This window comes from Faecalibacillus sp., assembly GCF_047023275.1.
Classification (GTDB): domain Bacteria; phylum Bacillota_I; class Bacilli_A; order Erysipelotrichales; family Coprobacillaceae; genus Faecalibacillus.
In genome coordinates, this window is record NZ_JBKYAR010000025.1 from 15798 (window position 1) to 38971 (window position 23174).

A 23174-nucleotide genomic window follows, 5' to 3' on the forward strand; every position below is an offset into this window, starting at 1 on the left:
AACTCTATATAATGAATGATACTAGAGGTGATTATATGAACAATCGTAGAAAAAAGAGAAATAAAAGAATTATGGTTGGTGCTTTTGTAGTTGTTATTTTATTATCGGTAATTGGTTTTTTTGTAGGAAGAAAGCAATCACGTTTAGAAAAGACATTAAGTAATTCTATTTCTATGATTGAATATTATATTGTTAAAAAACCTATTTCTTTTGTAAGTGATATTTTTAATGAATATAATGATTTAAAAGATGTTTATGATGAAAATAGAATTTTGAAAGAAAAGTTAGATTCTTATGTCAATGTTGAATCTGAAAATGAAGTTCTACAATCAGAAATTAAAAAATTAAAGAAATTAACTGAAATTGATTATCTTCCTAATGATTACAAAACTAAATCAGCTAGTGTACAAACACGTGATCAAGCAAATTGGAATGATGAAATTACAATTGATGTAGGAAGTTTAAATAATATTCATGAAGGGATGGCTGTTTGTGATGCCAATGGAATGATTGGAATTGTAAGTCATGTAACAGAAATAAGTTCAACTGTTTCATTGTTAACAAGTGAAAATCCAATCAATCAAATACCTGTAATGATTATAAATGGAGATCAAACAATTTATGGTTTATTACAAAATTATGATGTTAATAAAGGTAATTTAAATATTACTTTACTTTCAGGAATTGATAAGTTAGAGAAAAATGCAAAAGTTTATACTTCAGGTTTAGGTGGAGATGGAAAATGTCCTAAAGGAATCTATATTGGTAAAGCAAAAAAATTAGTGACTCAAAGTGATGGAACAACGATAACTTTAACAGTTAAAGCTGCAGCTCAATTTGAAGATTTGTCTTATGTATCTGTTGTAAAGAAGGTTAATGGCAGTGAAAAATAAACTTGTTAGATATTTAATTATCATGTTTGTTTCGTTTATTGTCGACAGTATTTTACGTTTCTATTTACCATCTTCCATTTTAAAAGTAAATTTGACAGTAATTCCTTATGTAGGGGTGATGATGTTTGATTTATTAAATAATACAATAGATGAAGATCATCGTTATATATTTGCAGGAATTTGTGGGATTTATTTTAGTGTCATTTATGGGAATTCTATTTTTGTTTATGTATTATTATTTTTCATTTATTCATTCTTTGAAAAGCGTTATATGAAAAAAGCTGTAATGACTTATTTTGAGGCAATTGTTATCGTCATTTTGACAATTTTTGTACAAGAGAGTGTGTTATATTCATTAATGTGGATAACAAATACAACTCAATTAGCGATAACGACATTTTTAATTAAGAGACTACTACCAACATTACTATTCAATATTGTTATTTTTAATGGAGTGTATTTTATCCACAACAAATTGAAGCTTGAAGGTGATATTGATGTATATTTTAGTTAAGAATCTTAATGGACGTTTGATTTTTATGATGGATAATGAAGTTGATTTTGAAATTATATTAAAAGAATTAAAAGGTCTTTTGGTACAATCTTTTTTTAAAAAAGAAGATTATTACCCAAAGGCCTTTTTTGATTTAAAAGGTCGAATTTTGAAGAATGATGAAATATTACAATTTTTTGAAATCCTTGTAGAATGTAAGAGTTTATTGTTTGGTGGATTTATAGAGGAAAAAACAGAAAAAAAGAAAAAAGTAAAAATAATAGATGCATCTATTCATGGTGGCGAAATATTAGAAATTCATGAAGATACTTTGATTACCGGTAAAATCAATCCAGGAGCAATTATTCAGGTTTATGCAAAATTATATGTTATGCAAGGTGTTTTTGGGATTATTGAAGGACAAAGTTTAGAAGCTAGTATTTCAAGTCAGAAATTTAAAGATGCAACAATTCGTTTTTTTGGAAAATCCATCCATCATTTTACAACTTTCGAAATGTCACTTGTTTATTATAAAGATAATGATATTGTTGTGGAAAAGGGGGATTACATACATGTCTAGAATCATTACGGTAACATCAGGAAAAGGTGGTGTTGGGAAAAGTAGTATTAGTGTAAATTTAGCAATTGCTTTAGCACATCAAAATTTGAAAGTATGTTTGATTGATGGCGATTTTGGATTAAAAAACTTAGATGTTATGATGGGTTTAGAAAATAGAGTGGTTTATGATTTAAATGATGTGATTTCTGGTAAATGTGAAATTCATCAAGTGCTTGTAAAAGATAAAAGAGAACCGACACTTTATTTATTGCCTGCATGTAAAACATTATCTTTTCAAAATTTAGATGCACAAATTATGGCATCTTTGATTGAATATTTAAAGAATGACTTTGATTTTATTATTGTAGATTCACCAGCTGGAATTGAACAAGGTTTTACTTATGCTTCGTCAATTGCTGATGAGGCTATTATTGTTGTAAATCTTGATCTTGCAACACTTAGAGATAATGATCGTGTTATAGGATTATTATTAAAAAAAGGAATTCAAGATTTAAAATTAATTATTAATAAAGTCAATTTAGATGATATTGAAGATGGTAAATCACTGACAATAGATGATGCACTTGATATCTTATCATTACCACTTTTAGGTATTGTTTATGAAGACCATGAGATGATTGAAGCTAATAATAAAGGACGTCCTGTTTATTTATTAAAAGGACATTTATTACATGATTGTTTTGATAATATCGCACATCGTCTTTTAGGACATAAACGTGCTTTTGTTAAATGTAAAAGGAGAAGTTTATTAAGTCGTATCTTTTTAGGATGATTTCATATGATGTAATAGGTGATTATATGTCAGAATTAGATGATGTAAGAAAACGTATTGAAAAAAGGAAAAGGCCTTTAAATGATCATAATTTTAAAAAGCTTTATAATGGAATGGTACGTTTGATGGTGATGATGATTGTTGTTTTAGGATCTTTAATTGTTTTAAAAAATCCAGAATTTGAACAAAAAATATTTAATCAAAAGTATTTACAACAATTGATTACTTTTATTTCTCAAAGTGTTTTAGATTTTTTACCAGAAGATGTTAAAGTAAATCAAGAGGTAAATTATACTTTATTAAAGAATGATTATTATCAAGGAACGAGTAATCAAGTTATTGCAATGAATAAAGGAAAAGTTATTCAAGTTCAAAAACAACAAATAGTTATTTTAGATGAAAATGGTACAGAGATTACTTTTTCTAAAATAAAAGATATTCAAGTAAAAAAATTACAAAAAGTAAATCCAGGAGATACGCTTGCTTTATATCAACAAAAATTTAAAATGACCTTTGAATATTTAGGAAAGAAGATTACTTATCAAGAATACTTGGGGATGTAATATGAAAATACATCCCCTTACTTTTCTTTATTTATTAGCTGCTGTTATTGTACATTCTTCAGATTATATAGCTTTTTTAATATTTTCTATTTTACATGAAATTGGTCATTATATTATAGCTCTTTACTTTTCTTTTGATATAGAAAAAATCGAGATCCTTCCTTTTGGTGCTTTTTTATTATTAAAAGATTTAGGAAAACATTATGTACATGAAGAAATGTTAATGCTTATATGTGGTCCACTAGTTAATGCTTTTTGTTTAATTTTATGTATATTTTTTAAACAAAATATTTTATATAAAATTAATTTATATATTTTAATCTTTAATTTATTACCGATTTATCCTTTAGATGGTTCTAAAATGATTTTGTTATTTTTATCGTATTTTTTTGATTATCAAAAATGTATAAAAATACAAATAAAACTTTCTTTGTTTTTTATATGTATTCTATGGGTTTTAACAAAACAAATAGGTAGAAAGATTGTTTTGATCTATCTTCTTTATCAGACAATCTTATATTTTAAAAATATGCAATTTATTTATATAGAAACAATAATGAGTGATCATCTTGATAAAAAGAGAATAAAGATCAGTGAACAATTATCTTATTATCGACCTTATCAAAATATCTATTATTTTCAACAACAGTTCTATGATTTTGAAACAATAAAAATTTATTTGATAAAATCTAATAAATCGCATTGACTTTAATTGGTAAATTCAGTATAATGCACTTGTTGTAGACCTCTAGACTACAACCGCACATAAAAGGTATTAAATGCGTTTGCTGCCTTGGTTGGCGAGTCTTAGAAAAAATTTATAGGAGGTGCGGTATGTACGCAATTATCGAAACAGGTGGAAAACAATTAAAAGTTGAAGCTGGTGATGCAATTTTCGTAGAAAAATTAGAAGTTGAAGCAGGAGAAAAAGTTACTTTTGATAAAGTATTATTAGTTGGAGATGAAACTGTAACTATTGGTGCTCCTTATGTTGAAGGTGCTACTGTAGAAGCTACTGTAGAAAAACAAGGTAAAGAAAGAAAAGTAACTATTTATAAATATAACGCTAAAAAACATTACCACAAAAAACAAGGTCATAGACAACCTTATACAAAATTAATTGTTGATGCAATCAACGTTAAATAATGATTAAAGTTCAAATAAAAAGAAATAATAAATATATTACACAAGTTAAAATAAAAGGACATGCCCAATTTGGTGAGTATGGCAAAGATCTTGTATGTGCTGGTGTGAGTGCAGTAGCCACAGGAATTTGTAATACCCTTGCTAAAAAAGGATTTCTTGAAGAAAAAAAGTGTGCAATTATTTTAAAAAATGGTAATATAATGATAGATGTGTATGAAAGTGATGAAATAATGCAAGTGATACTAGAGACTCTTGTAATTAGTTTAGAATCATTTACAGAAGACTATCATCAATATATCAAGATAACCTATGAGGAGGAATAACATCATGATGTTTAAATTAGATTTACAATTATTCGCTTCTAAAAAAGGGGTTGGATCAACTAAAAACGGTCGTGACTCAAAATCAAAAAGATTAGGAGCTAAATTATCAGACGGACAATTCGCTACTGCTGGTTCTATTATTTATAGACAAAGAGGTACTAAAATTCATCCAGGTACTAACGTAGGAAAAGGTGGAGATGACACTTTATTCGCTATGTGTGATGGAATTGTTAAATTCGAAAGAATGGGAAAAGATAGAAAAAAAGTATCAGTTTACCCAGCTGCATAATGAAATCCCTGAAAAGGGATTTTTTTTTGAAAGAGAGGTGGAAGTATGCAATTTATCGATAAAGCTAAAATATATATTGAAGCTGGTAAAGGTGGAGATGGAACAGTGGCTTTTAGACGTGAAGCACATGTTCCAAAAGGTGGACCTGCCGGTGGAGACGGTGGAAAAGGTGGAAGCATTATTTTTGAAGCGACAACATCTTTATCAACGTTATTAGATTTAAAATATAAACGTGTTTATAAAGCACGTCCTGGTGGTAATGGGATGGCTAAAAAAATGCATGGAGCAGATGCAAGTGATTTAGTAATCAAAGTACCAGTGGGAACAGTTATTACAAATGAAGAAACTGGGAAAATCATGGCTGATTTAACAGAAGACAGACAACGTGTTGTTCTTGCTAAAGGTGGTCGTGGTGGGAGAGGAAATGCACGTTTTGCAACTTCTCGAAATCCTGCACCACAAATTTGTGAAAGAGGAGAACCAGGGGAAAAATTTGATGTTTGCTGTGAGCTTAAATTATTAGCAGATGTTGGACTTGTTGGGTTCCCTTCAGTAGGTAAATCAACATTCTTATCAGTTGTTTCACGTGCAAGACCGGAAATTGCTGATTATCATTTTACAACTATTGTTCCTAATCTAGGGGTTGTTCAAGCAAAAGACGGTCGTAACTTTGTTATGGCTGACCTTCCTGGATTAATTGAAGGGGCAAGTCAAGGTAAAGGATTAGGACATCAATTTTTAAGACATATTGAAAGATGTCGTGTTATTGTTCATATTATTGATATGGGTGGTATTGAAGGTCGTGATCCTTATGAAGATTACTGTACAATCAATGATGAATTAGGACAATATCAATATCGTTTATTAGAAAGACCTCAAATTGTCGTAGCTAATAAAATGGATGAAGAAAATGCAGAAGAAAACTTAAAAGCATTTAAAGAAAAAGTAGGAGAAGATGTTAAAGTTTTCCCTATTTCAGCAATCATTCATGAAGGTGTTGATCAAGTATTATATGCTGTTGCAGATGCTTTAGAAACTGCACCTAAATTTGATATGGAAGAAGTAGAAGAAAATACTGTTGTTTATAATTACGAAGAAGAAGAGGCACCATTTGTTGTTCATAATTTAGGTAATGGTCAATGGACAATTACAGGTAAGAAGATTGAACGTCTTGTATCTATGACTTCTCTAGTAAGTGATGATGCAATTAAACGTTTATCTATTAAAATGCGTAATATGGGAATTGATGAAGCTCTTAGAAACGCAGGATGTCAAGATGGAGATATTGTTTCTATTCTTGATTTTGAATTCGAATTCTATGATTAATGAATCAGGCGTTATGCCTGATTTTTTTATTTTAAGTTAAGGGATACTATGATATAATTGAAACAAATTTGACACAAATTTGAGACGAATTGATTCGTTTTTTATATTATAATAGTTATAGGAGAAATATATGTATAGTTATATCAAAGGTTTAATTGTCGATATTCAAAGTGATCATATTGTTTTAGAAAATAATGGTATAGGTTATTTGATTTATGTGAGTAATCCATATGCTTTTTCTAAAGGAAAAGAAGTGATTGTTTATCTTTATCAACAAGTAAAAGAAGATGGTATTTTATTATATGGATTTAATTTAAAAGAAGAAAAAGATTTATTTTTAAAATTGATTTCAGTTAAAGGAATTGGTTGTAAAAGTGCTTGTACAATGCTAGCAAGTGGAGATGTTGAAGGAATTTGTGAAGCTATTGAAAGTGGAAATATAACTTATTTAAAGAAAATTCCTGGTATTGGTCCTAAAGCTGCTGGACAAATTATTCTTGATTTACAAGGAAAAGTAACAGCTACAAAACAAACAATTGTTAATCAAGAATTAGAAGAAGCTATGGAAGTATTAATTGCTTTGGGTTATAAACAAAGTGAAGTAGATAAAGTTGTTAAGAAGTTAACAGATGAAAATTTAGATACAAATGGTTATGTGAAAAAAGCATTAAGTTTAATTGTTAAATAGGAGGGAAAACATGAACGAAGTTTTAGATCCTGAAATTGTAGAAGATGAAGAGAGTTCACTTCGTCCAAGTGACTTTGATGAATATATTGGACAAACAAATCTTAAAGAAAATTTGAAAGTATTTGTAGGGGCTGCAAAGCTTCGTGATGAATCATTAGATCATGTTTTACTTTATGGACCACCAGGTTTAGGTAAAACAACAATGTCAATGATTATTGCTCATGAAATGGGGACCCACATTAAAATTACAACGGGTCCAAGTATTGAAAAAACAGGAGATTTAGTAGCTATTTTAACAGCACTTGAACCAGGAGATGTTTTATTTATTGATGAAATTCATCGTTTAAATAAAGTGGTAGAAGAAATTTTATATCCAGCGATGGAAGATTTTTGTGTCGATGTTGTTATTGGAAAAGAAGCATCTACTAGATCAGTAAGAATAGATTTACCACCTTTTACTCTTGTTGGGGCAACAACGAGAGCTGGTGATTTATCAGCGCCGTTAAGAGATCGTTTTGGAATCGTATCAAAATTAGAATATTATAGCGAAGAAGAACTTACCCAAATTATTGACCGTACAAGCCGTGTTTATAATATTGTTATGGATGATGATGCTAAAAGAGAACTTGCAAGAAGAAGTCGTGGAACACCACGTATTGCAAATAGGTTGTTTAGAAGAGTAAGAGATTTTTCACAGTTTTATGGTGATGCAACGATTACAAGAGATAGAACAATTGAGGCATTAGAGAGGCTAAAAGTAGATAATTTGGGATTGGATGATGTTGATCATAAGTATTTATTAGGAATCATTCATCGTTTTAAAGGTGGACCAGTAGGACTTGAAGCTATTGCAGCATCTATTGGGGAAGAACCACAAACTTTAGAAGATGTTAATGAACCTTATTTATTACAAATTGGTTTGATTAAAAGAACACCAAGAGGGCGTATTGCAACAGCTGAAGCTTATCGTCATTTAAATATTGAACAGGATTATGAATAATTTTGAAAAGATAGGACTTATTGTCCTATTTTTTATTTCTCTTATTTATAGTTATGTTAAGCCGACAGCTATTGTTGAAAATATTCAAACCAAACAAAATATTATCATTTATGTAGAAGGAGAGTTTGAACAAAAACTCTCCTTTAAAACAAAACCAACAATCAATGATGTTTTAAATAAACTTCAAACAGATAATCATTATCAGTTTAATGGAGATTATCAACTTGTAAATGAAAGTAAGCTTTATCTTCCTTATGGTCAAAGTCTGATTTCATTAAATCATGCTTCACTTGAGGAATTGATGACTTTAAAAGGAATAGGAGAAAAAACAGCGATAAAGATAGATGAGTATCGACAAAAAACACCTTTTCAAACAATTGAAGATATCATGAATATAAAAGGAATAGGTGAAAAAATGTATCTTAAATTAAGGGAATATTTATGTTTATAAAAGGAAAGGGATTTTATATTGCTTTTCCATTGGTGATTGTTATTTTAGCGAAGATGCTGCATCCTATTTTATATGTTTTTCTTATTTTTTATTTTATATTTCTTTATTTTAAATGTTCTAAAATTATATTAGGGATAAGTTTTATACTATCATTTTTATTGTTTATCTTTTTTTATTTGCCTCAGCCTTTAAATCAAACTGAAATTACTGGAAAAATTGTAAATAAAGATGAAAAAAGTATTGTTGTAAAAAAGGGATATCATAAGGTAAAAGTTTATGGAGAATTTCAAGATGTTTCTTTGTTTGATGAGATTTCTTTAATAGGAAAGACTTATACTTATCGACAAGCTAAAAATGATAATGCTTTTAATTATCAAAATTATTTATATAGTTTGAATATTTTTGATACTTTACAATTAGAAAAAATAAAAAGTTATCGACATCAAAAACATATTTATTCTATTTTAGAAAATAAAATAAAAACTTCTACAAAAGTAAAAAGTCTCCTTTCTTTGTTTATTTTAGGAACAAAAGATGAACAAATGAAAATATATTATCAAAAATTAACAAAACTTTCGATTGTTCATTTATTTGCTCTTTCTGGAATGCATTTAGCAGTCTTGCAAAAATGGTTGATGAATTTTTTAAAATTCTTTTGTTCAAAGAAAAATCAAAAAATCATATCACTATTATTAATAGGTATGTATATGTTGATGATTCCCTATAATATTTCTTATTTAAGAGCATATTTAATGTTACTTTTACCTATGTTATTTAACAAGTGGCTGAATCAATTAGATCTTTTTTCATTATTAACAGTGGGTATGTTAATTTATAATCCTTATTTAATTTATAATTTATCTTTTATTTTTTCTTATTTGATTTATTTTTTTATTTTACTTTTACAAGATCAACAAGCAGGAAAATATTATTTATTTTTAGGTTCTATACCGATTATTATTTCTATTCAACATGTTTTACCAGTGTTTTCTTTTTTGATAGGGATTCTTTTAATGCCTTATATAGAAATTATTTATAAAAGTATGCTCTATTATCTATTATTAGGAAAATATGTTTTACCATTTTTATCTTTAGAATATGAGATACTTTTAAAAGTAATTGATTTTATTTATGATTTTTCTTTTTCATTATCATTTAGTCAACCAACTTTATTTTTTATTGGTAGTTATTATTATCTTTATTTAAAAGGTATTTATAAACTAAATATCAATAGAAAGCCAACAAGGGAAATATGTTTGTTGTTAAGTGTTTTAATTGCTTTTTATTTTTATCCTTATTACAACATGAAAGGACAAGTGGTGATGATTGATGTTGGACAAGGAGATTGTTTTTTTATTCAACAGCCTTATGCTAGAGGAAATGTTTTGATTGATACAGGTGGATTGCAAAATAGTGATATTGCTACTTCTAGATTGATACCTTATTTACAAAGTCAGGGTGTTTTTTATTTGGATGCTGTTTTTATTTCTCATGGAGACTTTGACCATTGTGGAGCATTAGATTCTTTAACAGAACATTTTAAAGTTAAGAAAGTTATTTATAGTTTTAAAGAAAAGAAAGTAGGTGATTTGGTTTTTAAAAATATTGCTTTAGATAAACATTATACAAGTTTAAATGATCAATCTAATGTTATATATGTAACGATTAATGGCTTAAATTATTTATTTACTGGTGATATTTCTAAAGAAGTTGAAAGTGATTTATATCAGGTATATCATCATTTAGATGTTGATGTTTTAAAAGTGGCACATCATGGAAGTAGTAGTTCTTCGAGTGATGATTTATTTAAAATGATAGAACCTAAAATGGCTTTTATTTCTGTTGGAGAAAATAATCGTTATAAACATCCTTCGTATTTGACTTTAAAAAGATTGGAAGCTTATGGTATAAAGATTTTTCGAAGTGATAAACAAGGAATGGTCAAGATTGTTTATTATGGAGGTAAGAATTATGTCATGACTTCAAGAGGTTTTTAGTTTATAATAGCTATGGTGATGATATGTTATATGTATTATATGGAACAGAAAGGTTACTGATGGATCAACGTTTAGCTAAACTAAAAAAAGATCATCATTGTAATCAAGAACAAATGAATTATACAGCCTATGATGTTTCTAAAGAAGGCATGAAGGTTGTTTTAGAAGATATTATGACACCGCCTTTTTTAAGTGATGAAAAAATGGTGGTTATTAAAAAAGCGGATTTTTTAACAACAAAGAAAATAAAAAAAGATAATCATGATCAAGATTTTTTTATGCAATGTTTACCTTATTTAGATAAAACTGTACATCTTGTTATTTTTCATGATGAAAAGAATTTTGATGAAAGAAAAAAAGTTGTCAAGATGTTAAGAAAAGAAGCACAGTTTTATGAAATTAATCCTTTAAATTATTATAAAGTATCGGATACAGCAAGACAGGCTGTAAAAAAAAGAAATTGTACGATTGATGATGATGCTTTAGAACTGTTATTAAGCAGAAAAGGAACGAATTTATTGGATATTTCTAGTGAAGTAGAAAAGCTTTGTTTGTATACGAAACATATTGATATTCATTGTGTTGAAGAACTTGTCAGTCGACCATTAGATGAAAATGTTTTTGACTTAACGACAGCTATTTTAAGTAAAGATAAACAAAAGATGATGTCTATTTATAAAGATTTAATGACAATTAATGAAGAACCAGTTAAATTGATTGTTTTGGTAGCTAATTCTATGCGTTTGATTTATCAAGTAAAATTATTGGATAGAAAAGGATATACTGATCAAGAAATTGCTAAAATGTTAGCAGTTAATCCTTTTCGTTTAAAATATGTTAGAAAAGAAGGTCAATTTTTTCAAATAGATGAACTACTTAGATGTTTAAATGAATTATCTTTGTTAGATGTTAAAATTAAGACAGGACAAATAGAAAAAAAATTAGGATTAGAATTATTTATGCTAAGAATATAGGAGAAATTATGGAATCATTAAGAGAATTGTTTAAGATAGGATTTGGACCATCCTCTTCACATACAATGGGTCCTCAAAGAGCAGCTTCTAAAATAAAAGAACAATATCCAAATGCTTCACGTTTTGAAGTTGACTTATACGGCTCTCTTGCTTTAACAGGGAAAGGCCATTTAACAGATTATATCATTAAACAAACATTAGGAGAGCAAACGGTTGTCCATTTTAAAAGTGATAGTTTGCCTTATCATCCAAATGGTATGAAATTTTATGTTTATCAATATGAAAAACTTCTTGATACGATTACTGCTTATTCTATAGGTGGGGGAACTGTTGAATATGAAGGAAGTAAGTTGCAACAAACAAAACAAATCTATCCTCATAAAAACCTTAAAGAAATTATTCAATATATTGAAGATAATGGAATTTCATTTTATGATTATGTTTTAAACTATGAAGATGAACATTTCAAAGCCTATTTATTTGAAGTACTAGATAGCATGTTTACATGTGTGCAAAATGGTTTACACCATGAAGGCGTTATACCAGGAAAATTACAACTAAAAAGAGTTGCTAAAAGTATGTATCAACAAGCTATTAATACGCGAAGAGAAAGTGATCGAGAAAGATTACTTGTTTCAAGTTATGCTTATGCTGTTTCTGAAGAAAATGCTTGTGGTAATAAAATCGTCACAGCTCCAACATGTGGAGCAAGTGGAATTTTACCAGCGGTCTTATTTTATTGCTATAAGCAATTAGAAATTCCTCGTAAAGAATTGATCAAAGCGTTAGCTGTTGCAGGTTTATTTGGAAATGTTATTAAACATAATGCGACGATTTCTGGTGCTGATGGAGGATGTCAAGCAGAAGTAGGAAGTGCTTGTGCGATGGCGGCGGCAGCTTATGGTTGGATTTTAGAACTTAATAATTCTTTAATTGAATATGCTGCAGAGATGGGCCTTGAGCATAATTTGGGACTTACATGTGATCCAGTAGGGGGTTATGTACAAATTCCTTGTATTGAAAGAAATGGTTTTGGTGCTTTACGTGCAATTGATGCAGCAAGTTATGCTAAACAATTAGGATATTTAAGAAAAAATAAAGTTTCTTTCGATTCAATTGTCAATGTTATGAAAGAAACAGGGAAAGATTTAAATAGTGCTTATAAAGAAACTTCTTTAGGTGGGCTAGCAAAGGAATTTGGTTTAAAAGATGGAGACTAAAAGTTTATATGTACACATTCCTTTTTGTGATTCTATTTGTAGTTATTGTGATTTTTGTAAAGTTTATTATGATCAAAAACAAAGTGATTTATATTTACAAAGGTTAAATGAGGAGTTATCACAAATTGAGCAGAATCATTTAAAAACGATTTATATTGGTGGGGGAACTCCAAGTGCTTTAAATGATGAACAATTGGAAAAATTAATGTCAATGTTAAAACCATATAGTTTAGAAGCAAAAGAATATTGTATAGAAGTCAATCCAGAATCGATGGACTATTATAAGTTAAAGATTTTAAAAAAAGGTGGTATTAATCGATTAAGTATTGGTGTACAAACATTTCAAGATCATTTATTAAAAGAAATAGATCGTCATCATAATACAACACAAGTAAAAAATATTATTAAATACGCTAAAGAAATAGGTTTTGATAATATCTCAATTGATTTGATGTATGGTTTACCAAAGCAAACAAAAGAGGATATACAAAAAGATATAGAAGTTTTAAAATCTTTAGATTTGCAACATGTTTCTTATTATTCTTTGATTTTAGAAGAGGGGACAATTTTAAAATATAAAAAATATCAACCTTTAGATGAAGAAAAAGAATATCAATTAACATTATTGATTGATCAAGAATTAGAAAAAGCAGGTTTTGAAAAATATGAAATTTCAAATTATGCTAAACAAGGATATCGATCTAAACATAATCTTACGTATTGGTACTATAATAATTATTATGGTATTGGGGTTGGTTCATGTAGCAAAATTGATGGACAAATTATAGAACATAGTCGTTCTCTTACTAAATATTTAAATGGTGATTTTAAAACAACGATCATTGAACAATCAAAAGAAGAAACCATGTTTAATCAAGTAATGATGTCACTTCGTTTAAAAGAAGGATTAGATTTAAAGAAATTTAAAGAGAGATATCAAGAAGATGCTTATATTTTATATAGAGAGGCCATTACTAAAAATTTGGAAAATGGGAGATTAAAAATTGAAAATGATTGTTTGAAAACATCTCAAGAAGGACAATATGTTTTAAATGATATATTAATTGATTTTATGAAATAGCAGAAATGCTATTTTTTTAATTTTTTAGCACCAAGTTGTTGACAGTGCTAAAATAAAATGTATAATGTATTTAGCACAAGAGAAATAGGAGTGCTAAAGGTGGTGAACTTGATGTTAACAGCAAGACAAATGCTGATATTCAAATGTATAGTTGAAGAATTTATCGAAAATGCTGAACCGGTTGGATCCAAGGCATTGATGGTAAAATATCAACTTCCTTATTCAAGTGCAACGATTCGTAATGAAATGAATTTTCTAGAAAATTATGGTTATCTAGAAAAAACACATATTTCTTCAGGAAGAGTACCTTCTAAAGAAGGATATCGTTTCTATGTTCATAATTTAGGAAAAGTTGATTTAGATGAAGGAACAAAAAATCAAGTTGCTACAATTATTAATAAACACCGTCGAAATTTAAATGAGATGGTGCATGAAAGTTGTAACATGTTAAGTGAATTAACACATCTTACAAGTGTAGCTTTAGGAAATGCATCAGATGATACATTGCAACGTATATCGGTTGTTCCATTAGATGATGGACGTGTAACAGCAATTATCATTACAAGTCAAGGTCATGTTGAAAATAAAGTATTCCAATTTTCAAGTGATGTAGAAATGGAAGATTTATTAAGTTGTGTCAATGTGATGAATGAATTGTTAATAGGAACTCCTATTAATGAAGTAGCATTTCGTTTAGAACGAGATGTTCGACCAATTCTTACAACACAAGTGAAACAACATGAAGAATTGTTTAATGCATTTTTAGAAGCATTTGTTAAATTTGCTTCAAACAGTGTTTATTTTTCTGGAAAAGAAAATATTCTTTATCAACCAGAATTTAACGATGTTGATAAATTGAGAAGGCTTGTAAGTGCTTTTGAAAATTCAAAAGTTTGGAAAACTCTACCGTTATCGAGTGAGGATGGTATTCAAATCAATATTGGAAATGAAACACCTCTTGGAAAAATGAATGATGTTTCAGTTATCTCTGCTTCATTTAAAACAGGGGAAACATCAAAAGGTTCTATTTCGGTAATTGGTCCAACAAGAATGCCTTATGAAAAAGTAGTGGCATTAGTAGAGTATATATCTGAAAATATTGAAAAGGCTTGTTTAGAAGATAAACAAGATGAGAAATAGAGGTGAACAAATTGGCTGAGGAAACTAAAGTTGAAAAAGAAGTAACTGAAGAAGTTGAAGAAAACAAAGAAGCTGAGGCTGAAGTTGTTGAAGAGGAAAAAGTTGATCAAGAAGATCAAATTAAAATTCTTCAAGGTGAAGTTGATAAATGGAAAAATGATTATTATAAAGTGTTTGCAGATATGGAAAACATTAAAAGACGTATGCAAAATGAACATGCAAATAATTTGAAGTTTATGATGCAAGGTTTTATTGAACAAATGTTACCAATCGTTGATAACTTTGAACGATCATTAGCAATTGAAAATCCAAGTGAAGAAGTGGCAAACTTCTTAAAAGGATATGAAATGATTTATAAACAAATCATGACATTATTAGAAAACCAAGGAGTTAAAGTAATTGAAGCTGAAGGTAAAGAATTTGATCCTAACTTCCATCAAGCAGTAATGACTGTAAGTGATGAAAACTTTAAACCTGGTATGGTTGTTGAAGAATTACAAAAAGGTTATATGTTAAAAGATCGCGTTATTCGTGCATCTTTAGTTAAAGTAAGTGAATAAAATAGGAGGATTTATATTATGGCAAAAATTATTGGTATTGACTTAGGAACTACAAACTCATGTGTAAGTGTGTTAGAAAACAATGAAGTAAAAGTAATTGCAAACCCAGAAGGAAATCGTACAACTCCTTCAGTTGTATCTTTCAAAAATGGTGAAATTATTGTTGGGGAAGCTGCAAAAAGACAAGCAGTAACAAACCCTGATACAGTAATGTCAGTTAAACGTTATATGGGTACTGATCATAAAGAAAACGTAAATGGTAAATCTTATACACCACAAGAAATTTCAGCAATGATCTTACAAAACTTAAAAGCAACTGCTGAAGCTTATTTAGGTGAAACAGTAACAAAAGCAGTTATTACTGTACCTGCATATTTCAATGATGCTCAAAGACAAGCAACAAAAGATGCTGGTAAAATTGCTGGTTTAGATGTTGAACGTATTATCAACGAACCAACTGCTGCTGCATTAGCATTCGGTCTTGATAAATTAGACCAAGAACAAAAAGTATTAGTTTATGACTTAGGTGGTGGTACTTTCGACGTATCTATCTTAGACTTAGCTGATGGTACATTTGAAGTATTAGCTACTGCTGGTAACAATAAATTAGGTGGGGATGATTTTGATAAGAAAATCATGGATTACATCGTAGATGAATTCAAAAAAGAAAATGGAATTGATTTATCTAATGATAAAATGGCAATGCAACGTATTAAAGAAGCTGCAGAAAAAGCTAAAAAAGACTTATCTGGTGTAATGCAAACTCAAATTTCATTACCATTCATCTCAGCTGGTGCTGCTGGACCATTACACTTAGAATTATCATTAACAAGAGCTAAATTTGATGAAATTACAAGAGACTTAGTTGTAGCTACTGAAGGACCAGTTAGACAAGCATTAAGTGATGCTGGAATGCAACCAAGTGAAATCGATCAAGTATTATTAGTTGGTGGATCTACTCGTATCCCTGCTGTTCAAGAATCTGTTAAACGTTTACTTGGAAAAGAACCTAACAAATCAGTAAACCCAGATGAAGTTGTATCTATGGGTGCTGCTATCCAAGGTGGAGTTATCGCTGGTGACGTTAAAGATGTCTTATTATTAGATGTTACACCACTTTCATTAGGTATCGAAACAATGGGTGGAGTTATGACAGTATTAATCGAAAGAAATACTACAATTCCAACTACTAAATCACAAGTATTCTCTACTGCTGCTGATAACCAACCAGCTGTTGATATCAACGTATTACAAGGTGAAAGATCAATGGCTAGAGATAATAAACAATTAGGTTTATTTAAATTAGATGGTATTGAACCAGCTCCTAGAGGAGTACCTCAAATCGAAGTTACTTTCTCAATTGACGTTAATGGTATCGTAAACGTTAAAGCTAAAGATTTAAAAACTCAAAAAGAACAATCAATCGTTATTCAAAACTCTACAGGATTATCTGATGAAGAAATCGATCGTATGGTAAAAGAAGCTGAAGCTAATAAAGCTGAAGATGAAAAGAAACGTAAAGATATCGAAACAAGAAATAAAGCTGAACAAATGATCAATGAAATTGATAAAGCTTTAGCTGAACAAGGTGATAAGATTGATGCTAATCAAAAACAACAAGCAGAACAATTAAAAACTGAATTAAAAACTGCTTTAGATAACAATGATATGGCTACTCTTGAAGCTAAAATGTCAGAATTAGAACAAATGGCTCAACAAATGGCATCATATGCTTATCAACAACAACAAGCAAACCCTAATGGTGGTGCTGGACAAACAACATCAAATAACAATGATGATAATGTTGTTGATGCTGATTTCGAAGAAAAGAACTAATTACTTAAAAAACCAAGGTTCTTCCTTGGTTTTTTAAAAGTATTATAGAAAGGATGATTTTATGGCAAGTAAAAGAGATTTTTATGAAGTCTTAGGGATTTCAAAAACAGCAACTGCTGATGAAATAAAACGTGCATACCGTAAAAAAGCAAAACAATATCATCCCGATATCTGTAAAGAACCTGATGCAGAAGAAAAGTTCAAAGAAGTTCAAGAAGCTTATGAAGTTTTATCTGATGATAATAAAAGAGCGGCTTATGATCGTTATGGACATGCTGCTTTTGAACAAGGTGCAGGTGGAGCTGGAGCCGGTGGCTTTGGTGGATTTGGTTTTGAAGATGTCGATTTAGGAGATATTTTTGGTTCATTCTTTGGTGGCGGGGGAAGTCGTCGACAAAGACAAAATGGACCTCGTCGTGGAGATGACCATTTAATGCGACTTGAAATTGATTTCATGGAAGCAATTAATGGTGTTAAAAAAGACATTAAAGTAACTTATGATGCAGAATGTCCTCATTGTCATGGTAGTGGAGCTAAAACGCCTAATGATGTACAAACATGTTCACATTGTAATGGTACAGGAACTGTTTCTAAACAACAACAATCTCCATTTGGTACATTCGTAACACAAACAACATGTCCACATTGTAATGGTACAGGTAAAGAAATTAAGGTTAAATGCCCTGATTGTCATGGTAAAGGATATATTACAAAAACAGTTACTGTTCAATTAGATATTCCAGCTGGTATTAATGATGGTCAACAATTACGTGTTGCCGGTAAAGGTGGAAGAGGATCTAATGGTGGATCTAATGGTGATTTATTTGTAGAAATTCGTGTAAGAAATAATACACACTTTATTCGTGAAGGACGCAATATTTACGTTACAATTCCTATTAGTTCAATTGATGCAACTTTAGGATGTGAAGTGGATGTACCAACAGTACAAGGTGATGTTAAAGTTAAAATTCCTGCAGGAACACAATCTGGAACAACTTTAAGATTAAAAGGTAAAGGGGTTAAAGATTTAAGAGGAAATGGATACGGAGATCAAATGGTTAAGGTTGAAGTTAAAATTCCTACAAAACTTTCTAGTAAAGAAAAATCATTGTATGAACAATTACAAAAGTTAAGCAAAAAAGAATCTATCTTTGAATCATTTAAGAAAGGATTTAAAAGATAGAATAACGAATAAATATAGTGGGGTGAGTTCAGTTTCATCTCACTTTTTTTTGTTTTTATAGTTGTATTGATAACTGGATTTTTGGGATGAATACAGTTTTTAAACATTTATTAATGGCTAAAAAATTCTTTGTAATTGTAGTAGTTTGTTATGTTTTTTATTAATTGTTAAAAAAATCACAAAAAGTGGAATAATATGTTAAAGGTTATTGAATATATATTTATATCATGATATGATTCTTATAGAAGTGAATGTGGTGTTAGGTTTTTATAAAAAAATACGGTCATTTTATTTAAACCTAACCACTTTTTTTTAGCGAGAAATGTAAGCGCTTAACCGGATGTTCGCAGTTTAAAAAGAAAATTAAGAAAGGGGTTAAATTAGTACTTAAATAATACGTAAAATACTGGTGAATGATTAATGTTGATGTTAAGGGGTATTATTTATAGTTTTATGACTCGCTTAAATAGGCATTCACAAATATAGTAGAATTACTATTCTATTATAATAATTTACTAATATTCTATTATTGATAAAACAATTGATAATAATTAGCATAAATTAAAGTTTTAGATAAGGTTTTTGGTTTTATATACCTAATTTACATCATTAATAAAAACTAGTATATGTATTAATTTATTAATTTAAAGTGAGTAGAAAATGAAAGGAAAAGTATCGAAGAATAAGTTTCTTAAAGTAGTTTTACCGGCATTTTTGGTAGTTGCTATTATTTGTCAAGCAGTCGGTTTTCAGGCAGTTTTAGCTAAAGGTAATGTTGCAATAACATCTAGCGACAGTATTTCAAACCTTACAGATCAACAATTACAAGCATTAACAAATCCTATTCTTCAATCTTACAAAGCAGATAGTAGCCATAAAGTTTGGAAAATGACTGTTGATAGTCGATTAGCTGTTTTAGCAAATCAAACTAATATCGAAAATGCAAGATTACAAGAAGTGGTAAAATTAGTAAATTCAGAATTTGTTGAAAAAGAAATTATTTCATCTCCATTAGCAATGGTTTATGCTCAAGAAAAAGATGTGAGTTATGGAGATATTTTGATTGATATCGATCAAACAAGTTCAATTACTAGTAGCTCTAATAGTAAAGAAGCATATAAAATCACTATTGGAGAAAATGGAGTTCGTTTAACTGGTGCTAGTGAAAATGCAGTTATGCACGGATTAAGAACAATCCAAAATTTGATTATTACTAACGATGGATTAGTTTACGGTGAAATCGTAGATTATCCAAATGTTGCAGAACGTAGAGTACATGTCGATTGTGCTAGAAAATATATTTCTAAAGATTGGTTTATTCGTCAAATTAGAGAAATGTCATATATGAAAATGAATGCTCTTCAAATTCATTTTTCTGAAAATATGGGATTTAGAATTGAATGTGAAACAGATCCATCTATCGTTTCTGACCAATATTTAACAAAGACAGAAGTGAGAGAAATATTAGCAGAAGCTAAAAAATATGGCATTAATGTTATTCCATCATTTGATAGTCCAGGTCATGTTGATCAAATTTTAAAAGCTCATCCAGAATATGGGCAAGTTAATACGAGTGGAAATCATTATAAATCAGGTTTAGATGTTACTAATCCTGAAGCTATTGCATATATTCGTAGTTTATATGATGAATATATGGATTTATTTGAAGGATGTACTGATTTCCATATTGGTGGCGATGAGTATATGGAGTTTGACCGTGCGCCATTTACCACAGAATATAAGAGTGTATTAAATTCATATGCAGTTAAAAAATATGGTCAAGGATATATTTGGAAAGATGTAATTGCTGGATATATCAATGATTTAGCAGAATATGTACATAATCGTGGATTTACACCAAGAATTTGGAATGATGGTGTTTATTATGGTGAAAATTCTTATGAAGGTGCACAAAAAATAAAAATGCATGATTATATTGGAATTGATTTCTGGTCACAAATGTCATGGAATTCAAGTATTGCAAATTTACAAACATTCATTAATAAAGGCCATGATACAATTTACAATATCAATGCAAGCTTTTTCTATTATGTATTACGTAATAGTAAACCTACAGATGGTAGAGAACAACACTCATTTGATAACTTAAATGCAGATCGTAAAATCTATAATGAATGGTCACCTGGAAAATTCCAAGGAAATCCAGCTGTAAATGATAGTTCTGATTTTATCAAGGGTGCTTCATTGGCAATTTGGTGTGATAATCCAAATTTATGTAGTGAAGATGTAATTACTGAAGATATTGCTGATGAGTTACGTGCATTAGCTTCTAAATCATGGAATACAAGTAGTAATTCAATTACTGATTTTGATAGTTTCCAAGAAAATTATACAAAATTAGGTAATGTTGCTGGATTTGAAAAAGGATCTACATTACCAGATGTTGGGGAATTCTTAACAGCGGGTGATTTAGGAAAAATTACTATTCGTTTCGTAGATGAAAACAATCAAGAATTAAAACATGAAGTAACTAAATATGGAACAGTTGGTGAAGAATTTGAATTTAGTGCAGATCCTATTTATGGATATCGTGTAATTGATAATAAACCAATTACTGGTACTTATACTAAAGAAGGTGCTGTTTATGTATTTACTTATGAATTATATACAGATAAAGCAGCTTTAAATAATGAAGTAACAAATGCATTAAAAGAAAAAGATTATATCAATGAAACATTTAGTGAATATGAAGTTGCATTAATAGCTGCTAAAGCTATTAATGATAAAGCTGATGCAACACAAGCAGAAGTTGATGAAGTATATGATAAACTTATCAAAGCCAAAGCAAAAGTAGTTAAAATAGAATACTATGCATTATATGTACAAAGTACATACCCACTAAAAAAAGATGATTATGTTGGTGGATATGAAGCATATAAACAAGCTGTAGATGCTGGTAAAACACTATTATTTAGTGATACTTTAAATGATGAGACTGCTAAAGCAGCTTATGAAGCAATTAAAACTGCTAAATCAAATTTAGTAAAACCTGATGGAAATACGCCAACAATTACTGCAACAGATAATTATTACGAAAGAAATCAATGGTATCCAACTAAAGAATATAGTTATGAAAAGATGATAGATAATGATTTGAATACTAAGTGTTGGTTTGGAAAAGAACAAGCAGTAGATAAAGAATTTAGATTTAGTTTTCCTACAGCTGTTAATATGACAAGTGTTCAAGTTATTCAACCTTCTAATGTAGGTGCTGATGCTTTAAAAGGTGCAGATATTGAAGTTTCATTAGATGGTGAAACATGGACTAAAGTTGGATCAATTACGGAAAATGATTTAGATTACACAGCAACATTTGAAAAAACAGCAGTAAAATATGTCAGAGTCCGTTTAACTGTAGCTAAACCAGGTTATTGGTATCAAGTTTCTGAAGTAAAATTTGCTTATGAACAACCACAAGAAGATAACACTTTAAGAGATATGATTAATGAAGCTGAACAATTAGATATAAGCGGTAAGTCTTCCATTTTAGTGTCTAATATGGTTGATGCTTTAATCGCTGGTCAAAAGGAATATGTTAAGGGTACTACTGATACTACAACTGTAGAAACAAATTTAAAAAATGCTATCGATGCATTAAAAAATGCAGCTGATACTACTGATTTATCAAGATTAATAGAAGAAGTACAAAAATTAAACGAAGTTGATTATACAGTAGATTCATGGAATGATTTAAAAATTTCTTATAATAAGGCATTAGAAGTTTTAGAAAATAAAACTGCCACTCAAGAACAGGTTGATAAAGCTTACGAAGATTTAGAAAAAGCTATTAAAGGATTAGTTGATGCTCCTATAGTAGCGGATAAAACAGAGTTATTAAAAATTATTGAAACAACTAAAGAATTAGTTGAAAAAGATTATACTCCTGAATCATGGAAAGTATTAAAAGATGCACTAGATGAAGCTAATAAGGTAGTGGCTGATGATACTGCTACTCAAGAACAAGTTGATAAGGCTTATGATGATTTAGATAAGGCTATTAAAGGATTAGTTGATGCTCCTATAATAGTAGATAAAACAGAATTATCAAATGTTATTGAAACAACTAATGATTTTGTTGAAAAAGATTATACGGTAGATTCATGGAAAGTATTTAAAGAAGCATTAGATCATGCAAAAGATGTTTTACAAAATGAAAATACAACTCAAGATGAAGTTGATCAAGCTTTAGCATCTCTACAAGATGCCATTAAGAATTTAAAAACAGTTTCTCAAACTGGAAATAATGATCAACCAAATCAAAAACCAAATGATCAAATACAAACAAGTACAAAAAAAGATGATGACAATAAAACATCATCAACAAAAAATAACTCTCATATAAAAACTGGTGATGATATGTCAGTTGTACCATATATTTTACTTATGGTAACAGCTGGGGGTTATATTGCACTTCAACAAAGAAGAAATAAAGAAGATTAAATAATAAAAGCTATATAACACATATAAATGTATGGATATATAGTGATTTATGATTTAATAAAATGTGTTACAAACTTTTATAGTCAATTTGGAGTTAAAGATAAAAGACATCGGATTTATTACTTTTAAGGTAATGATCGATGTCTTTTTGGGTAACCAAATAATTTAGGGGGAAAGCCAAATTATTTAGGGGACAAC

Annotated in this window: 22 protein-coding genes and 1 other annotated feature; all 22 genes read left to right on the forward strand. The window is 29.2% G+C overall.

Annotated elements, in window-relative coordinates; genetic code table 11:
• Positions 1-35 precede the first annotated feature (35 nt).
• The 22 genes from mreC (at position 36) to ACLVEP_RS09455 (ending at position 22976) form a co-directional block, all read left to right on the forward strand.
• On the forward strand, positions 36-893 hold the full coding sequence (mreC, locus tag ACLVEP_RS09350; protein WP_412584405.1) for a rod shape-determining protein MreC: 858 nt from the start codon (positions 36-38) through the stop codon (positions 891-893).
• Positions 877-1407 (forward strand): hypothetical protein, encoded by a 531-nt coding sequence (locus ACLVEP_RS09355; protein WP_318000947.1) that lies wholly within the window; start codon positions 877-879, stop codon positions 1405-1407. Before mreC ends, ACLVEP_RS09355 begins: the two co-directional genes overlap by 17 nt.
• Positions 1391-1966, forward strand: coding sequence for a hypothetical protein (locus ACLVEP_RS09360; RefSeq protein ID WP_412584408.1), 576 nt, complete (start codon positions 1391-1393; stop codon positions 1964-1966). The genes ACLVEP_RS09355 and ACLVEP_RS09360 overlap by 17 nt, the downstream gene beginning before the upstream one ends.
• Positions 1959-2738 carry a septum site-determining protein MinD gene (gene minD, locus ACLVEP_RS09365; RefSeq protein ID WP_318000945.1) on the forward strand — a complete coding sequence of 260 codons (780 nt, stop codon included), beginning with the start codon at positions 1959-1961 and terminating at the stop codon, positions 2736-2738. The genes ACLVEP_RS09360 and minD overlap by 8 nt, the downstream gene beginning before the upstream one ends.
• 26 nt (positions 2739-2764) lie before the next feature.
• Positions 2765-3301, forward strand: a complete 537-nt coding sequence (locus ACLVEP_RS09370; RefSeq protein WP_412584410.1) for a M23 family peptidase — start codon at positions 2765-2767, stop codon at positions 3299-3301.
• Position 3302: 1 nt separating this feature from the next.
• A complete protein-coding gene (locus tag ACLVEP_RS09375) occupies positions 3303-4007 on the forward strand; it encodes a stage IV sporulation protein (RefSeq protein WP_412584412.1) in 705 nt (234 codons plus the stop codon).
• Positions 4008-4048: 41 nt separating this feature from the next.
• Positions 4049-4119 (forward strand) — a sequence feature (ribosomal protein L21 leader region).
• A gap of 16 nt (positions 4120-4135) precedes the next feature.
• Positions 4136-4447, forward strand: coding sequence for a 50S ribosomal protein L21 (gene rplU / locus ACLVEP_RS09380; protein ID WP_022002225.1), 312 nt, complete (start codon positions 4136-4138; stop codon positions 4445-4447).
• Entirely contained in the window at positions 4447-4770 is a 324-nt protein-coding gene (locus ACLVEP_RS09385) for a ribosomal-processing cysteine protease Prp (RefSeq protein WP_318000942.1), read from the forward strand. Before rplU ends, ACLVEP_RS09385 begins: the two co-directional genes overlap by 1 nt.
• 4 nt (positions 4771-4774) lie before the next feature.
• Entirely contained in the window at positions 4775-5059 is a 285-nt protein-coding gene (gene rpmA, locus ACLVEP_RS09390; protein ID WP_022002223.1) for a 50S ribosomal protein L27, read from the forward strand.
• Positions 5060-5104: 45 nt separating this feature from the next.
• The gene (gene obgE / locus ACLVEP_RS09395) at positions 5105-6385 is read left to right on the forward strand and encodes a GTPase ObgE (protein ID WP_412584414.1); all 1281 of its coding nucleotides are present in this window, start codon (positions 5105-5107) and stop codon (positions 6383-6385) included.
• Between the two features lie 130 nt (positions 6386-6515).
• Positions 6516-7073 (forward strand): Holliday junction branch migration protein RuvA, encoded by a 558-nt coding sequence (ruvA, locus tag ACLVEP_RS09400; protein WP_412584415.1) that lies wholly within the window; start codon positions 6516-6518, stop codon positions 7071-7073.
• Between the two features lie 10 nt (positions 7074-7083).
• Positions 7084-8073, forward strand: coding sequence for a Holliday junction branch migration DNA helicase RuvB (ruvB, locus tag ACLVEP_RS09405; protein WP_318001390.1), 990 nt, complete (start codon positions 7084-7086; stop codon positions 8071-8073).
• Positions 8066-8524, forward strand: coding sequence for a ComEA family DNA-binding protein (locus tag ACLVEP_RS09410; RefSeq protein WP_412584417.1), 459 nt, complete (start codon positions 8066-8068; stop codon positions 8522-8524). Before ruvB ends, ACLVEP_RS09410 begins: the two co-directional genes overlap by 8 nt.
• 176 nt (positions 8525-8700) lie before the next feature.
• Positions 8701-10521, forward strand: a complete 1821-nt coding sequence (locus ACLVEP_RS09415; protein WP_412584418.1) for a ComEC/Rec2 family competence protein — start codon at positions 8701-8703, stop codon at positions 10519-10521.
• A 23-nt stretch (positions 10522-10544) separates the two neighbouring features.
• Complete coding sequence (gene holA, locus ACLVEP_RS09420; protein WP_412584419.1) at positions 10545-11495, forward strand: DNA polymerase III subunit delta; 951 nt, start codon at positions 10545-10547, stop codon at positions 11493-11495.
• Between the two features lie 8 nt (positions 11496-11503).
• The gene (locus ACLVEP_RS09425) at positions 11504-12715 is read left to right on the forward strand and encodes an L-serine ammonia-lyase, iron-sulfur-dependent, subunit alpha (protein WP_412584420.1); all 1212 of its coding nucleotides are present in this window, start codon (positions 11504-11506) and stop codon (positions 12713-12715) included.
• Positions 12705-13796, forward strand: coding sequence for a radical SAM family heme chaperone HemW (hemW, locus tag ACLVEP_RS09430; protein WP_412584421.1), 1092 nt, complete (start codon positions 12705-12707; stop codon positions 13794-13796). The genes ACLVEP_RS09425 and hemW overlap by 11 nt, the downstream gene beginning before the upstream one ends.
• A gap of 111 nt (positions 13797-13907) precedes the next feature.
• The gene (hrcA, locus tag ACLVEP_RS09435; RefSeq protein WP_318001014.1) at positions 13908-14936 is read left to right on the forward strand and encodes a heat-inducible transcriptional repressor HrcA; all 1029 of its coding nucleotides are present in this window, start codon (positions 13908-13910) and stop codon (positions 14934-14936) included.
• 2 nt (positions 14937-14938) lie between these two features.
• Complete coding sequence (gene grpE / locus ACLVEP_RS09440) at positions 14939-15496, forward strand: nucleotide exchange factor GrpE (RefSeq protein ID WP_032091580.1); 558 nt, start codon at positions 14939-14941, stop codon at positions 15494-15496.
• Between the two features lie 18 nt (positions 15497-15514).
• Positions 15515-17332, forward strand: coding sequence for a molecular chaperone DnaK (gene dnaK / locus ACLVEP_RS09445; protein ID WP_032091579.1), 1818 nt, complete (start codon positions 15515-15517; stop codon positions 17330-17332).
• A 61-nt stretch (positions 17333-17393) separates the two neighbouring features.
• Positions 17394-18515, forward strand: a complete 1122-nt coding sequence (gene dnaJ / locus ACLVEP_RS09450; RefSeq protein WP_412584424.1) for a molecular chaperone DnaJ — start codon at positions 17394-17396, stop codon at positions 18513-18515.
• A gap of 660 nt (positions 18516-19175) precedes the next feature.
• Complete coding sequence (locus tag ACLVEP_RS09455) at positions 19176-22976, forward strand: family 20 glycosylhydrolase (RefSeq protein WP_412584425.1); 3801 nt, start codon at positions 19176-19178, stop codon at positions 22974-22976.
• The last annotated feature ends 198 nt before the right edge of the window (positions 22977-23174 follow it).